This window comes from Micromonospora sp. A200 (assembly GCF_029893845.1).
In the GTDB taxonomy this organism is placed as follows: domain Bacteria; phylum Actinomycetota; class Actinomycetes; order Mycobacteriales; family Micromonosporaceae; genus Micromonospora; species Micromonospora purpureochromogenes.
In genome coordinates this window covers 333,128-347,419 of record NZ_JARXXY010000002.1, presented here as the reverse complement: position 1 = coordinate 347,419, position 14,292 = coordinate 333,128, and the positions used below count along the sequence as shown (strand labels likewise).

17 protein-coding genes are annotated in these 14,292 nt (G+C 74.4%); 12 read left to right on the top strand and 5 right to left on the bottom strand.

The features are described from left to right. Positions 1 to 5: 5 nt before the first annotated feature. From M2302_RS03505 to M2302_RS03495, 3 genes are read right to left on the bottom strand one after another with little or no spacing between them, the layout of a single operon-like run. Complete coding sequence (locus M2302_RS03505; RefSeq protein ID WP_280836497.1) at positions 6 to 590, bottom strand: PadR family transcriptional regulator; 585 nt, start codon at positions 588 to 590, stop codon at positions 6 to 8. A 58-nt stretch (positions 591 to 648) separates the two neighbouring features. Further along, positions 649 to 1,098 (bottom strand): ferritin-like domain-containing protein, encoded by a 450-nt coding sequence (locus M2302_RS03500; RefSeq protein WP_280836496.1) that lies wholly within the window; start codon positions 1,096 to 1,098, stop codon positions 649 to 651. Next, on the bottom strand, positions 1,095 to 1,544 hold the full coding sequence (locus tag M2302_RS03495; RefSeq protein ID WP_280836495.1) for a hypothetical protein: 450 nt from the start codon (positions 1,542 to 1,544) through the stop codon (positions 1,095 to 1,097). The genes M2302_RS03500 and M2302_RS03495 overlap by 4 nt, the downstream gene beginning before the upstream one ends. 230 nt (positions 1,545 to 1,774) lie before the next feature. On the opposite strand from M2302_RS03495, the gene rimP reads away from it, so the two are divergent. From rimP to M2302_RS03440, 11 genes are all read left to right on the top strand, one after another. Beyond that, a complete protein-coding gene (rimP, locus tag M2302_RS03490; protein ID WP_280836494.1) occupies positions 1,775 to 2,473 on the top strand; it encodes a ribosome maturation factor RimP in 699 nt (232 codons plus the stop codon). After that, positions 2,470 to 3,513, top strand: coding sequence for a transcription termination factor NusA (nusA, locus tag M2302_RS03485; protein ID WP_154942757.1), 1,044 nt, complete (start codon positions 2,470 to 2,472; stop codon positions 3,511 to 3,513). Before rimP ends, nusA begins: the two co-directional genes overlap by 4 nt. A gap of 16 nt (positions 3,514 to 3,529) precedes the next feature. After that, the gene (locus tag M2302_RS03480; RefSeq protein WP_088963420.1) at positions 3,530 to 3,862 is read left to right on the top strand and encodes a YlxR family protein; all 333 of its coding nucleotides are present in this window, start codon (positions 3,530 to 3,532) and stop codon (positions 3,860 to 3,862) included. A gap of 93 nt (positions 3,863 to 3,955) precedes the next feature. Continuing rightward, positions 3,956 to 6,955 (top strand): translation initiation factor IF-2, encoded by a 3,000-nt coding sequence (gene infB / locus M2302_RS03475; protein ID WP_280836493.1) that lies wholly within the window; start codon positions 3,956 to 3,958, stop codon positions 6,953 to 6,955. A gap of 88 nt (positions 6,956 to 7,043) precedes the next feature. Next, positions 7,044 to 7,337, top strand: a complete 294-nt coding sequence (locus M2302_RS03470; protein WP_088963418.1) for a DUF503 domain-containing protein — start codon at positions 7,044 to 7,046, stop codon at positions 7,335 to 7,337. 142 nt (positions 7,338 to 7,479) lie between these two features. Beyond that, positions 7,480 to 7,962: a 30S ribosome-binding factor RbfA gene (gene rbfA, locus M2302_RS03465; RefSeq protein WP_280836492.1), complete on the top strand. Its 483-nt coding sequence runs from the start codon at positions 7,480 to 7,482 to the stop codon at positions 7,960 to 7,962. A 26-nt stretch (positions 7,963 to 7,988) separates the two neighbouring features. Further along, positions 7,989 to 9,020 (top strand): bifunctional oligoribonuclease/PAP phosphatase NrnA, encoded by a 1,032-nt coding sequence (locus M2302_RS03460; RefSeq protein WP_280836549.1) that lies wholly within the window; start codon positions 7,989 to 7,991, stop codon positions 9,018 to 9,020. A 63-nt stretch (positions 9,021 to 9,083) separates the two neighbouring features. Then, on the top strand, positions 9,084 to 9,491 hold the full coding sequence (locus M2302_RS03455) for a hypothetical protein (protein ID WP_280836491.1): 408 nt from the start codon (positions 9,084 to 9,086) through the stop codon (positions 9,489 to 9,491). Continuing rightward, a complete protein-coding gene (locus M2302_RS03450; RefSeq protein ID WP_179806287.1) occupies positions 9,491 to 9,700 on the top strand; it encodes a DUF6186 family protein in 210 nt (69 codons plus the stop codon). The genes M2302_RS03455 and M2302_RS03450 overlap by 1 nt, the downstream gene beginning before the upstream one ends. 774 nt (positions 9,701 to 10,474) lie before the next feature. Then, positions 10,475 to 10,741, top strand: a complete 267-nt coding sequence (locus tag M2302_RS03445; protein ID WP_280836490.1) for a hypothetical protein — start codon at positions 10,475 to 10,477, stop codon at positions 10,739 to 10,741. A 446-nt stretch (positions 10,742 to 11,187) separates the two neighbouring features. Further along, the gene (locus M2302_RS03440; protein ID WP_280836489.1) at positions 11,188 to 12,516 is read left to right on the top strand and encodes an MATE family efflux transporter; all 1,329 of its coding nucleotides are present in this window, start codon (positions 11,188 to 11,190) and stop codon (positions 12,514 to 12,516) included. Positions 12,517 to 12,558: 42 nt separating this feature from the next. On the opposite strand, the gene M2302_RS03435 is transcribed toward M2302_RS03440, so the two are convergent. Together M2302_RS03435 and M2302_RS03430 are read right to left on the bottom strand one after the other, a co-directional pair. Further along, positions 12,559 to 12,879 carry a hypothetical protein gene (locus tag M2302_RS03435; RefSeq protein ID WP_280836488.1) on the bottom strand — a complete coding sequence of 107 codons (321 nt, stop codon included), beginning with the start codon at positions 12,877 to 12,879 and terminating at the stop codon, positions 12,559 to 12,561. Between the two features lie 133 nt (positions 12,880 to 13,012). Then, positions 13,013 to 13,309, bottom strand: coding sequence for a hypothetical protein (locus M2302_RS03430; protein ID WP_179803645.1), 297 nt, complete (start codon positions 13,307 to 13,309; stop codon positions 13,013 to 13,015). 90 nt (positions 13,310 to 13,399) lie between these two features. Between M2302_RS03430 and truB the strand changes: the two genes are divergently transcribed. After that, entirely contained in the window at positions 13,400 to 14,284 is an 885-nt protein-coding gene (gene truB / locus M2302_RS03425; protein ID WP_280836487.1) for a tRNA pseudouridine(55) synthase TruB, read from the top strand. Positions 14,285 to 14,292 lie beyond the last annotated feature (8 nt).

Here is a 14,292-nt window from a genome sequence, read left to right as displayed (position 1 = left end):
GTCGTTCACCGGCGGGCCTCCTCGTCGGCGTGCCACACCGCCCCGGGCCCCCCGGCGGGGCTCGTGGGCGGGGCCGGGCGGTACCGGACCAGGCTCGTCTCGCAGTGGTCCAGCCAGCGGATCTCCGCCTCGGCCTGGAACACCATCGCGTCCAGCACCAGCCGCCAGGGCAGGTCCTCCGGCCGGTCGCTGGCGAACTTCAACCGGGTCAACTCCTGCAACGTGCGCATGGTCGCGCTGCGCTGGGTCTGCACCACGGACCGGACGTCGACGCCGGGGGTGGTCAGCGCCAGGGCCAGCTTGATGGAGAGTTCGTCCCGGGGCCGGTCGGCGCGGCTGATCGGGGTGGCGAACCAGAGCGTCAGGTCCGCCCGCCCGGCGTCGGTGATCTCGTACGGCCGCTGCCCGCCCTCGTGCTCGGGCAGCGAACGGACCAGGCCGTCGCGTTCCAGCCGGTTGAGGGTGGTGTAGACCTGCCCGATGTTCAGCGGCCAGGTCGAGCCGGTCGACTCCTCGAACGCGGCGCGCAACTGGTAGCCGTACATCTGGCCACGCTCGAGCAGGGCGAGCAGGCCGTGACGGATGGACATGGCAACGGAGTATGCATACCTGGTATGCGCTCCGCAACCGGAACGCGGGTCGGCACGCTCAGGTGGGCCGGCCGGGGAACGCCACGGTGACCGGCGACACCCCGGCGGAGCGCCGCCACCGGGTGGCGCGCACGGCGCAGTCGGTCAGCGCGTTCAACGCCCGGGTGCGGTCCGCGCCGGTGGTCACCGGCAGCGCCGCGCGCCAGAACGCCGCCGTCCGCTCCTCGACCTCGACCGCCAGCCGCAGCGCGGCGGCGCGGTCGGTGACGGGGAACGGCAGCGCGTAGCCGGCCCGGTCCGCCGGGACCTGGCCACCCCCGGCACTGAGCTGGAGCACCAGCGCGTCGCGCCGGGCCCGGTGCGCCGCCTCGGCCGACCGGGCGTCGCGGCGGGCGGCGTCGGTGAGCCGTACCCCGATCGGGCCGTACGCGAAGATCGCCGCGTACTCGGCGGCCAGCGCGTCCGCCAGCGCCTGGGCCGGGTCGGTGGGTGCCTGTCGCCGGGTCACCGCAGCACCTCCACGTGGGTGGCCCGGGCGGCGGCGATCGAGCCGAGCACGGCGGCCCGCTCCGCCGGGGCCGCCCCGCACGCCTTCGCGGCCGACTCCCGGCCGCGCTTCTCCGCCGCTCGCAGTTCGGCGAGCAGTCCGTCCCGCTCCGTCCCCGGCGGGGTGGCGCCGGCGGCCGGGGAGCCGGCGGGCGCGGAGCGTCCGATCAGCCGCTGGATCTCCTCGGCGTGCGCGGCGTGCGCGTCGGCGATCGGGGTGAGCCGGTCGGCCAGCGTCGGGTCGGCCGCGACGGCGGCCCGGTGCCGGGCGGCCAGGTCACGTGACTCGGCGGCCAGCGGCTCCAGCGGGTCGGGCGGCGGGGGCGGTTCGTTCCGGTCGAAAAGATCACAGCCAGTCAGCGGCAGGGTCACGCCGCCCGCCGTCAGGAGTGCCCCCGCGCGCAGCACCGCCCGCCGGGTTTGCCCCGGTCCACCGCGCTGCGTAGTCGTTCTTCCTGTCGCCACCGGTCAAGTCAACACCATCTCCGCCGTCAGGTGGGCGACCGACGTCGGTGCGCCGCCCGGCCCGGCACCCGGCCGGCGCGTTACGCTCTGCGCAGCCACCGGCGCGTTCGCCCCGGTGGCGTGTGGGCATGCGGGCCACCGGGCCGCCGCACAACAGGAGAAGGGTGCGCCAGATGACGCAGCGTGGCCGTGCCACCAGGCCGACGGGGCCGACGGGGCGACCCCGTCGTACCGACGGCCCCCGGGGCGGGGACCGTGCGGGCGCACCCCGGGGCGGTGACCTCGCCGCCCGGCGCAACCGGCTGCGCGAGGTGATCGAGCCCGTCGTGCAGGGTGTCGGGTACGACCTGGAGGACCTGTCGGTGTCCCGGGCCGGCCGGCGGCACGTCGTACGCGTGATCGTGGACGCCGACGGCGGGATCAACCTGGACGCCGTCGCGGACGTCTCCCGGGCGGTCTCGGCGGCGCTGGACGCGGCCGAGGAGGCCGGCGGCGACCTCGTGGCGGGCGAGTACCAGCTGGAGGTCAGCTCACCCGGCGTGGACCGGCCGCTCACCCTGCCCCGGCACTGGCGGCGCAACGTGGGCCGGCTGGTCAAGGTGACCACCCGGGCCGGCGCGGGCCTGCCCGGGCCGCGCGGCGAGCAGCCCGTCGGGGACCGCCAGGTCACCGGCCGGGTGGTGGCGGCCGACGACGAGCGCGTGGTGCTGGAGACCGACTCCGGCCGCGCCGAGCACCCGTACGCCGAGCTCGGCCCCGGCCGGGTGCAGGTCGAGTTCAGCCGCCTCGACGAGGCCGGCGACGACACCGGCGACATTGACGACATTGACGACATCGACGACGAAGATGATGTGGAGGACGAGGAGAGGTGAACATCGACCTCGCGGCGCTGCGCGCACTCGAGCGCGAGCGGGAGATCCCGTTCGACACGATCCTCGCGGCGATCGAGACCGCGCTGCTGACCGCCTACCGGCACACCGACGGGGCCGAGCCGCACGCCCGGGTGGAAATCGACCGCAAGACCGGGGCCGCCCTGGTCTACGCCCAGGAGGTCGACTCCGACGGCACCGTGGTGCGGGAGTGGGACGACACCCCGCACGACTTCGGGCGGATCGCCGCCATGACCGCCAAGCAGGTGATCCTCCAGCGGCTGCGGGAGGCCACCGACGAGGTGCACTTCGGCGAGTACGTCGGCCGCGAGGGTGACCTGGTCACCGGGGTGGTGCAGGCGCACGAGGCGCGGGTCGAGAAGGGCATCGTCAGCGTCGACCTGGGCAAGCTGGAGGGCGTCCTGCCGCAGTCCGAGCAGGTGCCCGGCGAGCGGTACGTCCACGGCGAGCGGATCCGCTGCGTCGTGGTGCACGTGGCCAAGGGGATGCGCGGCCCGCAGATCACCCTCTCCCGCTCGCACCCCGCGCTGGTCAAGAAGCTCTTCGCGCTGGAGGTGCCGGAGATCGCCGACGGCACGGTGGAGATCGGCGCGATCGCGCGTGAGGCAGGTCACCGTACGAAGATCGCGGTGCGCTCCACCACGCAGGGCGTGAACGCCAAGGGCGCCTGCATCGGCCCGATGGGTCAGCGGGTCCGCGCGGTGATGAGCGAGCTGCACGGTGAGAAGATCGACATCATCGACTGGTCGGACGACCCGGCGACCTTCGTCGGCAACGCGTTGTCGCCGGCCAAGGCCCTGCGCGTCGAGGTGGTCGACCTGGCCAGCCGGACGGCCCGGGTCACCGTGCCGGACTTCCAGCTCTCGCTGGCGATCGGGCGCGAGGGGCAGAACGCCCGGCTTGCCGCCCGACTGACCGGTTGGCGGATCGACATCCGGTCGGACGCGGAGCAGACCAGCCCGGCGGGACGGGGCGGAGCCGATCACGTGCCGGAGCCGGGCGGCGCGATCTCGAGCAGCTAGGGGTAGACTTCCTCCAGTGGTACGACGCGCGCAGCCGGAGCGCACCTGTGTGGGTTGCCGGAGACGTGCGCCGGCCAGCGAATTGCTGCGGATCGTCGCGGTCGGCGACGAGGCTGGTCACAGCCTCCGGCCCGATCCGGCCCGCAGGCTGCCGGGTCGGGGAGCGCACATGCACCCGGATCCGGCCTGCTTCGCGCAGGCGGTGCGGCGGCGCGCCTTCGGGCGTGCGCTGCGCATCACCGGGGTCCTCGACCACGGCGAGCTGGCGGAGCACGTCGATGCGCCAACCACTACGTCCGGTCAACCCGACCGGGCGAGGGTCGCTAGCAGGGTAGGACGACCGACATGAGCACACGATGAAGTCCCTGAAATGACCAGGCTTCAAGTGCACGAGTGAGGTTGTTGCGGGTACTGCCCGCACGACCTCGGAGTGAGGAGTGCAGTGGCAGGTAAGGCCCGCGTACACGAGCTGGCAAAAGAGCTCGGGGTCGAAAGCAAGACCGTTCTCGCCAAGCTGAAGGAAATGGGCGAGTTCGTGAAGTCCGCGTCCAGCACCGTCGAGGCGCCCGTCGCCCGACGGCTGCGTGGCGCATTCGTCGCGTCCGCCGGAGGTGCCTCGGCGCAGGCCGCCCCGCCGGCGGCCGCACCGACTCCGGCCTCGACCCCGACGCCGTCCCCGGCCCCGGGCGCCCCCCGGGTGTCGGCCAAGCCGATGCCGCCCCGGCGGCCGGCCGCGCCGACCCCTGGGCCGAAGCCCAAGGGCCCCGTTCCCGGTCCGCCGCAGCCGGCGGCCCCGGTCGCCAAGCCGGCGAGCGCGCACGACATCGAGGTGGCGGCCGCCGAGGCGCGTGCCGCCGCGCTGAAGGCTGAGCAGGAGGCCGCGGTCAAGGCCGCGCAGGCCGCCCGCCAGCAGCAGCGCGAGAACGTCCGACGGGAGCCCCCGACCGAGGGTGGTCCCCGTCCGGGTCCCCGCCCGGGTCCCAACGCCGTGCCGCCGCGTCCGGGTACCCCGGCCGCCGGTCGTCCCGGCGCGCCGACCCCGGGTCCGGGTGCCCGTCCGGGCGGTCGTCCGCCGGCGCGCGGCGCCGGTAACAACCCGTTCGGTATCCAGGGCGGCCAGCAGCGGCCGCCGGCCGCCGGTGGCCCCCGGCCCAGCCCGGCGGGCATGCCGCCGCGGCCGAGCCCGGCCTCCATGCCGCCGCGGCCCAGCCCGGCCTCCATGCCGAGCCAGCGTCCCACCACCGGTCGCCCCGGCGGTCCCGGTGGCGGTCGTGGCGGCCCCGGTGGCGGCGCAGGTCGTCCCGGCGGCGGCGCCGGCGGTGGCTTCCGCCCCGGTGGCGGTGGCGGTGGCGCCGGCGGTGGCTTCCGTGGCGGTCCCGGTGGCGGCGGCGGTGGCGGTGGCTTCCGTGGCGGTCCCGGTGGCGGCGGCGGTGCTCCGGGCGGCGGTTTCCGTCCGGGTGCCCCGGCCGGCGGCGGTGGTCGTCCCGGTGGCGGCGGTCGTGGCCGTGGCGGCGGTGCCGCGGGTGCCTTCGGGCGTCCGGGTGGCCGGCCGACGCGCGGTCGCAAGTCCAAGAAGCAGCGCAGACAGGAGTTCGACAACCTGTCGGCCCCGACCATGAGCTCGGGTGCCCCCCGGGGTCAGGGTCAGGTCGTCCGGCTCTCCCGTGGCGCCTCGCTGTCGGACTTCGCCGACAAGATCAACGCCAACCCGGGTTCGCTGGTCCAGGAGATGTTCAACCTGGGCGAGATGGTCACCGCGACCCAGTCCTGCTCTGACGAGACCCTGCTGCTGCTGGGTGAGCACCTCGGCTTCGACGTGCAGATCGTCAGCCCGGAGGACGAGGACCGCGAGCTGCTCGCGCAGTTCAACATCGACCTCGACGCCGAGGTCGCGGAGGAGCGGCTGGTCAGCCGGGCGCCGGTGGTGACCGTCATGGGTCACGTCGACCACGGTAAGACCAAGCTGCTCGACGCGATCCGCAAGGCGAACGTCGTGGCCGGTGAGGCGGGTGGCATCACCCAGCACATCGGTGCCTACCAGGTCCACGTCCCGCACGAGGGCGAGGACCGGGCGGTGACCTTCATCGACACCCCGGGTCACGAGGCGTTCACCGCCATGCGTGCCCGTGGTGCCCAGGTGACGGACATCGTGGTGCTGGTGGTCGCGGCCGACGACGGCGTGATGCCGCAGACGATCGAGGCGTTGAACCACGCCAAGGCGGCCGACGTGCCGATCGTGGTGGCGGTCAACAAGGTCGACAAGCCCGAGGCCAACCCGGACAAGGTCCGCCAGCAGCTGACCGAGTACGGGCTGGTCGCCGAGGAGTACGGCGGCGACACCATGTTCGTCAACGTGGCCGCCAAGCCGGGTATCGGCATCGACGCCCTGCTCGAGGCGGTCCTGCTGACCGCCGACGCGTCGCTGGAGCTGACCGCTCCGATCGACGGGCCGGCGCAGGGTGTGGCCATCGAGGCGCACCTGGACAAGGGTCGCGGTGCGGTGGCGACGGTGCTGGTGCAGAAGGGCACCCTGCGGGCGGGCGACTCCATCGTCGCCGGCGGGGCGCACGGCCGGGTTCGGGCGATGCTCGACGAGAACGGCAACCAGGTCGCCGAGGCAGGGCCGGCTCGTCCGGTGCTCGTCCTCGGTCTGACCGCGGTGCCGGGCGCCGGCGACACCTTCCTCGCGGCGGCCGACGACCGTACGGTGCGGCAGATCGCCGAGCAGCGGCAGGCACGGCGGCGGGCGGCGTCCTTCGCCAACTCCCGCGGTCGGGCCACCCTCGAGACGCTCATGGAGCAGCTCAAGGAGGGCGAGAAGACCTCGCTCAACCTGGTGCTCAAGGGCGACGTCTCCGGTTCCGTGGAGGCCCTCGAGGACGCGCTGTTCAACCTCGACATCCCGGAGGAGGTCCAGCTCAGGATCATCCACCGGGGCGTGGGTGCGATCACCGAGAGCGACGTCATGCTCGCGAGCGCCTCGTCCGAGGCGGTCACGATCATCGGCTTCAACGTGCGGGCCGCGAACAAGGTCCGCGAGATCGCCGACCGCGAGGGCGTGGAGATCCGGTACTACACGGTCATCTACCAGGCCATCGAGGAGATCGACGCCGCGCTCAAGGGTCTGCTCAAGCCGGAGTACGAGGAGGTCGAGCTGGGCAGCGCGGAGATCCGCGACGTCTTCCGCTCGTCCAAGATCGGCAACATCTCCGGTTGTATCGTCCGGTCCGGCATCATCCGCCGCAACGCCAAGGCGCGGCTGCTGCGGGACGGGGCGGTCGTGGCGGACAACCTCACGATCAGCTCCCTCAAGCGGTTCAAGGACGACGCGACGGAGGTCCGCGAGGGCTTCGAGTGTGGTCTGACGCTGGGCGGTTTCAACAACGTCCAGGTCGGCGACATCATCGAGACCTTCGAGATGCGGGAGAAGCCGCGCGCCTGATCCGGTGCTGACACAGTGATCAAGGGGTTTACGCCGTCCGGCGTAAACCCCTTGATCATGTCCGGGGATGTCCGTATCGTCCGGAGCGATGTACACGGGAACCGCGGTCTTCGACCTGCTGCTGCCGGGCGACTCACGGTCGCTCAAGGCCAAGAGATCATATGTACGCCCCATCGTGGCGGCGCTGCGCCGATTCGAGGTGTCGGCCGCCGAGGTGGGCGCGTTGGACCTGCACGGCCGGGCCGAGATCGGCGTGGCCGTGGTGGCCGCCGAGGCGGCCCACGTGCGCGAGGTGCTCGACTCCTGTGAGCGCCTGGTGGCCGGGCGCCCCGAGGCCGAACTGCTGTCGGTGCGCCGCCGGTTGCACGGCGAGGACGACTGACGCCGGGGTGGCCGTCGCCACCGGCGGTGCCGCGCGACCGGCCCGGCCGCGCGGGTAGTGTTCGACATGTTGGGCGGTCGGTCCCGGCGGTGCCCTGCGCCGTCGTGCCGGCCGGGAGCAGAACGCCCTGGAGGTGGGGGACATGACGGATCCGGCCAAGGTACGCCGGCACGCGGAGCGCATTCGCGAACTGGTCGCGTCGGTGGTGCGGAGCCAGATCAAGGACCCCCGGCTCGGAATGATCACCATCACCGACGCCCGGATCACCGCCGACCTGCGCGACGCCACCGTCTTCTACACCGTGCTCGGTGACGCGGCCGCCCAGGCCAGCACCGCCGCCGCCCTGGAGAGCGCCAAGGGCATGCTGCGCAGCACCGTCGGCAAGGCGCTCGGGCTGCGCCACTCGCCGACCCTGACCTTCGTTCTCGACGACGTGCAGGACCAGGTCAAGCACATCGACGACCTGCTCGCCGCGGCCCGCCAGTCCGACGCCGAGGTGCAGCGGCTGGCGGCCCAGGCCAAGTACGCGGGCGAGGCCCAGCCGTACCGGCTCGACGAGGACGAGGACGCCGAGGGCGACCGGAACGACGACGAGGGCACCCCGTCGGCCACGGATCGGCGGTGAGCGGCACCCCGGGCGCGGCCGGCGATCTGCTCACCGGGCCGGCCCGCACCGGCCCGGACGAGTCCGACTGGGCCGCCGCCGTCGCGGCGGTACGCCGGCTGCCGGCCGACGCCCGGGTGCTGCTGATCTGTCACGTCAACCCGGACGGCGACGCGCTGGGCAGCATGCTCGGCTTCGGGCTCGGGCTGCGCCGGCTCGGCGTACGGCACCTGCAGGCGACCTTCCCCGGGCCGCCCGAGGTGCCCGAGCCGTTCCGCTGGCTGCCGGGGCTCGACCTGCTGGTGCCGTCGACCGAGGCGTACCCGGATCCGGACCTGGTGGTCTGCTTCGACGCGGCGAGCGAGTCCCGGCTGGGTGAGCTGGTCGACCGCCTCGACACCGCCGGCGACGCGCTGGTCCTCGACCACCACGCCTCCAACACCCGGTTCGGCCGGGTGCACCTGGTCGATCCGGCGGCCGCGGCCACCTCGGTCGTCGTCGACGAGCTGCTCACCCGGCTCGACGTGCCGCTGGACGCGGAGATCGCCCAGTGTCTCTACGTCGCGTTGACCACCGACACCGGGTCGTTCCGGTTCGAGGCCACCACCCCCGCCGTGCACCAGTTCGCGGCCCGGCTGCTGGCCACCGGCATCCGCCCGGGGGACATCTCCCGCCAGGTCTTCGACACCCGGCCGTTCGGCGCCGTCCGGCTCTTCGGCGAGGTGCTGGGCCGGGCCCGCCTGGAGCCGTCGGCCGCCGCCGGCCACGGACTGGTCTGGACGTACGCGACCCAGGACGACCTGGCCCGGCACGACCAGCGCCCGTACGTGCTGGAGGCGCTGATCGACTCCGTGCGGTGCACCGCCGAGGCCGACGTGGCGTGCGTGCTCAAGCAGGTCGGCCCGGCCGAGTGGGCCGTGTCGATGCGCAGCAAGGGCGCGGTGGACGTGAGCGCCGTGGCGGTGGCGCTGGGCGGCGGCGGCCACCGGTTCGCCGCCGGGTTCACCGGGGCGGGCAGCGTCGAGGACGTCGTGCGCTCCATCCGGGCCGAGCTGGACGGCGCGCTGATCGCCCGCTGATCTCCGCGCACCCCGAAGTGTGTTGGTCTTCCCGCGCTGTGTGAGCGCGGGGAGAATCGGAGGATGGAGCAGCCCCCCGAGCTCACCGTCGACCTGCCGCGCGCCTGGGACCGTCCGGTGGTCACGGTGCCGGTGCTGGCCTGCCTCTCCCTGGTCGGTGGGCAGTTGCCGTCCTTCTCGACACAGGCCAACCTGTGGACCCTGGGCACCGGCGGCGCGCTGATCTGGCTCGGCCTGGGCAACCGGGTGCCCCGCCGGCCGGCGCCGCGCCGGCTCGGGCGGGGCGCGCTCTGGTGGGTGCTGCCGGCGGCCGTCTTCGGCGTCCTCGAGGCCGCCACATTCGTGCTGTCGGTCGGTAACGAGTTCCCCACCTTCTCCCGGCTCGCGGACCCGCTGCTCACCGACGAGCTGGTCCGCTCCGCCGCGTGGTTCGGCTGGCTGGCCGCGTTCTGGGGGCTGGTCCGGCGATGATGCGCACCCTGGCCGTCACCGGCTTCCTGACCGCCCTGCTGCTCTTCGCCGCCGTCGAGTGGGCCTCCCGCCGCCCGGGCTCCCGGGTGCCGTCGCTCGGCGACGTCTGCGCGTACGTGATGCGGTACGAGGTCGGGCCGGTCCCGGTGGGCCGGATCGGCGTGTTCGGCTTCTGGTGGTGGCTGGGTTGGCACTTCCTGGCCCGGTGAGCGCCCCGGCTGCGATCACGTCCGAATGGCGGGAACTGTGGGCAGCATGTGGAACTGAACGTTAATTTGGGAAACGACCGGGCGCCGCGCCGCGCCGCAGGTCGTGGGCGGTGGTGCCACACCCGGTGCCGCCTCCCTCCAGGGTCAGACCGACCCGGGCTCACGCTGCCAGACGAGCCGCTCCGGTGATCCCGGACCGCCGCCGGGCGCTCAGCAGAACCGCCCGTAGGGCCGCCGTCCCGGTGGTCCGCACCCTGGAAGGGAACTCCCATGCCGACCAAGCCCAAGCCCGAGACCACCGACGAGGCGCGCGAGCAGATGCGGCGCGCCCTGCAGACCTCGATGGACACCCGTCAGTGACGCAGCCCGACCGGCGGTGACGCCCCCGACGTCCCGCGTCGCCGACGTCACCGCCCCTCGGCCCTAGTCTCCGGCCCGGCGCCACCACCTGGCCCCCTTACCGGTACCGCCCTGCCAGCCCTGTCGGATCCGCCCGGCGCCCGGCGCCCGGCGCCTGGCCCGCCTGGCCCGCCTGCCCGGCTCGTCCTGTCGAGTCCCGCCCGGCGCCTGTCCAGCCCTGCCCAACTCGCCCACTCGGCCCTGCCCGGTCCTGCCGGACTCGCCCGACCCTGTCGGAGTCACCGGGCTGGATCCCCGCCGCCGACGCGGCCTTCCGCGCCCAGGTCGCCGCGCTCGCCGCGGGCGGTCGCTGGGTGATGGACGGCAACTACGGCGCCACCCTCGATCTCCGCCTGCCCCGCGCCCGACCTGTTGGTGCTGGTCGACCTGCCCTGGCCGCTCTGCCTCGCCCGGGTCGTCCACCGCCGCTGGGGCAGCCGCGCCGCCGACCGCCCCGACCTGCCCGCCGGCTGCCCCGAACGGCTCGACCTGGGCTTCCTGCGCTTCATCCGGCGCTATCCCGGCCGCTCCCGGCCCCGGATCTTCGCCGCGGTCGCCGCCCACGCGCCGGAAATGCCGGTCGTCCGGCTGCGCAGCCGCCGCCAGGTCCGCCGCTGGCTCGACGCCCTTCCCTCTCGCTGAACCACCCCGTGCCCTTCCGCCCGTCCGTCGACGGGTCAGCTCCGGTCCGTTGATCGACACGGAATGCGGCGTGTCGCGGTCTCCCGGAGCGGGGACACCGCGACTCGCCGCATCTGGAGTGGATCACTCGGCCGTGCCCAGGGGCCGAAGCCGAGGGACCGCGCTGGCCGGCGGCGGTCGGCTTGCTGGTCGCGAGCCCACTCGACCTCCGTGAGCAGCTCCGTCACCCGTCGACGCCGTTTCACCACCGGTCGCGCCCTCGCCTGGCGTCCAGCTCCTCGGGTCTGCCCTCCCCGCGATGTCCACCGGCCGAGCTGTCCGCGTCAGTCGAGCTGCCCGTGCCGCAGCGGGCCGCCAGCCCGGAAACGAGCGACCCGAAGCCGCCGTAGGCGTAAGTGTTGATAGGTCTTGCGATCCTTACCTTCGCCGTGCCAGGATCGGCGGCGATGAGTCAGACCGCCACCGCCACCGCCACCGCGATCGCGCCGCCCCGCCGGATCGCCGCCCTCGCCCTGCCCGCGCTGGTGGTGCTCGCCGCCGAACCGCTCTACGTACTGGTCGACACGGCCGTGGTCGGGCACCTCGGCCGGGTGCCGCTCGCCGCGCTGGCCGTCGGCGGCACCGTGATGACCCTCACCGCCTGGCTGGGCACCGTGCTCGCGTACGGGATCACCGGACGGGCGGCCCGGCGGTTCGGTTCCGGCGACCGGGCGGCGGCGGTGGCCGAGGGCGTGCAGGCGTCCTGGCTCGCCCTCGGGGTGGGCGTGCTCGTCGCGCTCGTCATGCAGGTCGGCGGCGGAGCGCTGGCGCGTACCCTCGCCGGGGGTGGTGACGACGTGGCCGGCGAGGCCGGGCAGTGGCTGCGGATCGCGGCGCTCGGCGCGCCCGGGCTGCTCCTCGCCGCCGCCGGCAACGGCTGGTTGCGCGGCATCCAGGACACCCGCCGCCCGCTGGTCTTCGTGCTCGCGCCCAACCTGCTCTCCGCGCTGCTCTGCCCGCTGCTGGTGTACCCGGCCGGGCTTGGGCTGGCCGGCTCGGCGGTGGCCAACGCCGTCGCCCAGACCGTCTCCGGCGCGCTCTTCGCCGCGGCGCTGGTCCGCGAGCGGGTCTCCCTGCGGCCCCGGCCCCGGCTGATCCGGCAGCAGCTGGCGCTCAGCCGCGACCTGCTGGTCCGGGGCGTCGCGTTCCAGGCCAGCTTCCTCTCCGCCACCGCGGTCGCCGCACGGTTCGGCGCCGCCGCCGTCGGCGCCCACCAGATCGCCCTGCAACTGTGGTTCTTCACCGCGCTGGTGCTCGACGCCCTCGCCATCGCGGCCCAGGCGTTGATCGGCGCCGCGCTCGGGGCCGGCGACGCCGCCGGGGCGCGGGCCCTCGCCCGCCGGTTCGCGCTGCTCGGCGGCGTCGCCGGCATCGGCTTCGCGGTGCTGATCGCCGCCGGGGCCGGCGTGGTGCCGTCCTGGTTCAGCTCCGATCCGCAGGTACGCGAGCAGGCCATGGTGGCCTGGCCCTGGTTCGTGGCGATGCAGCCGCTGGCCGGCGTGGTCTTCGCCCTCGACGGCGTGCTCATCGGCGCCGGCGACGTGCGCTACCTGCGCAACCTCACCATCGTCGCCGCGCTCGGCGGCTTCCTGCCGGCGATCTGGCTCGCCCACGGGCTCGACCTGGGGCTCGGCGGGATCTGGGCCGGGCTGACCCTGTTCATCGTGATCCGGCTGGTCGCGCTGCTGCTGCGGCTGCGCACGGGTGGGTGGGCGGTGACCGGCGCGGTTCGCTGACGCCGGCCGGCCCGGGTGCGGTGCCGCGCGGCGGGTCGTGTCCTAGCTGTCGGTGCCGCCGTTCTGCGCAGCGTCGACGGTGCCGGTGGGCGCCGGCGCCGGCGGCCCCTCCCCGCCGACCAGCCGGACGACGGCGACGCCGACCACGATCGTCAGCGCGACCAGGAGTACGGCGACGCCCACGAGGAATCCGGCGCCGAGCTTGCCGCGGTGCCGCGCCCAGGTCAGCCGGCGGCGTTCCGCGGCGGTCAGCTCCTGCTCCGACCCGGCCTCGGCCATCCAGGACGGCAGGCGGACCGGCTCGTCGGCGGTGGCCACCGCGAACCGGTGGTGGGTGTTGCCGGGGGCCTGTTCGTCGGTCATCGGCGGCTTTCCGGGTCGGGTGGAGGGAGCGGGCGCATGATCTTCGCACCCGGCGGCCCGTCGCGTCGTCCCCTGTCCGGATGCGGCCGTCCCGGCCGCAGATCGAATGGCACACGGCGCCGACGCGCTCGGCTCAGAGGGTGCCCTCGCGCATCCTGCCGAACAGGTAGGCCGCGCCCGCGACGAGCACCGTGGCGACGGCCGCGACGAACACGAACGACACGACCGCCGAGAGCACCGGGTGCCGCTCGCTGAACCGGGTGTGCTCCCGCCACCGCCACACCGCGCGCCGCAGCTCGCGCAGCACCGGCGTCCGGTCGACCAGCTCGGAGAGCAGCCGGCCCGGGGTGCGGCGGGGCGGCTCGGGGTTGCGCATCCACTCCGGCAGGTCGACCCGGGCGCGGTGCTCGTGGGAGGGCGGGTTGCTCATCGGGACTCCGGGGGGCGGTGGTGGGGATGCGAGGGGCATTGTGCCGTGCGGTGACGGCGCCGGCGACCCCGTCTGGCAGGCTTGGCGGTCGTGAGCGGTGACGGGCTGATCGTGGTGGACAAGCCGGGCGGCATGACGTCGCACGACGTGGTGGCGCGGATCCGCCGGCTGGCGCGGACCCGGCGGGTGGGGCACGGTGGCACGCTCGACCCGATGGCCACCGGCGTGCTGGTGATCGGGGTGGGCCGGGCGACCCGGCTGCTGACGTACGTGATCGGCGCCGGCAAGAGCTACACCGCCACGGTGCGGCTCGGGCAGGCCACCGTCACCGACGACGCCGAGGGCGACGTGATCGCCACCACCCCGGCCGGCCAGCTCACCGACGAGGCGGTCCGGGCGGCGTTCGCCGCGCTCGCCGGCGAGGTCGACCAGGTGCCCAGCGCGGTCAGCGCCATCAAGATCAACGGACAGCGGGCCTACAAGCGGGTCCGCGAGGGCGAGAGCGTCGAACTGCCCGCCCGGCGGGTCACCATCTCCCGCCTCGACGTGCTGGCCGTCCGCCGGGACGCCCCCGACGTGCTGGACGTGGACATCGACGTGACCTGCTCGTCCGGGACGTACATCCGGGCCATCGCGCGGGACGCGGGCCTGGCGCTGCGGGTGGGTGGGCACCTCACCGCGCTGCGGCGTACCGCGGTGGGTGGCTTCCGGCTGACCGAGGCCGCCACCCTCGACGAGTTGGAGCAGCGCGCCCCTGAGGTGGTCAACCTGCCGCTCGACGCGGCCGCCGACCGGTTCTTCCCGCGTCGGCAGGCCAGCGCCGACGAGGCGAAGGTGCTCTCCCACGGCGGGCCGCTCGACGCGGCCGGCATCGCCGGGCCGTACGCGGTCTTCGGTCCCGACGGCGGCCTGATCGCTATCGTCAGCGAGCGGGACGGCCGGGCCCGCGCGGAGATCGTGCTCGCTCCGGCCTGACGGCGGTG

Coding starts and splice junctions, on each gene's coding strand:
- M2302_RS03505 (WP_280836497.1), bottom strand. CDS start 590: ATGTCCATCCGTCACGGCCTGCTCGCCCTGCTCGAGCGTGGCCAGATG.
- rimP (WP_280836494.1), top strand. CDS start 1,775: ATGACGCAGCGTGGCCGTGCCACCAGGCCGACGGGGCCGACGGGGCGA.
- M2302_RS03470 (WP_088963418.1), top strand. CDS start 7,044: ATGTACACGGGAACCGCGGTCTTCGACCTGCTGCTGCCGGGCGACTCA.
- rbfA (WP_280836492.1), top strand. CDS start 7,480: ATGACGGATCCGGCCAAGGTACGCCGGCACGCGGAGCGCATTCGCGAA.
- M2302_RS03455 (WP_280836491.1), top strand. CDS start 9,084: ATGGAGCAGCCCCCCGAGCTCACCGTCGACCTGCCGCGCGCCTGGGAC.
- M2302_RS03450 (WP_179806287.1), top strand. CDS start 9,491: ATGCGCACCCTGGCCGTCACCGGCTTCCTGACCGCCCTGCTGCTCTTC.
- M2302_RS03440 (WP_280836489.1), top strand. CDS start 11,188: ATGAGTCAGACCGCCACCGCCACCGCCACCGCGATCGCGCCGCCCCGC.
- M2302_RS03435 (WP_280836488.1), bottom strand. CDS start 12,879: ATGACCGACGAACAGGCCCCCGGCAACACCCACCACCGGTTCGCGGTG.
- M2302_RS03430 (WP_179803645.1), bottom strand. CDS start 13,309: ATGAGCAACCCGCCCTCCCACGAGCACCGCGCCCGGGTCGACCTGCCG.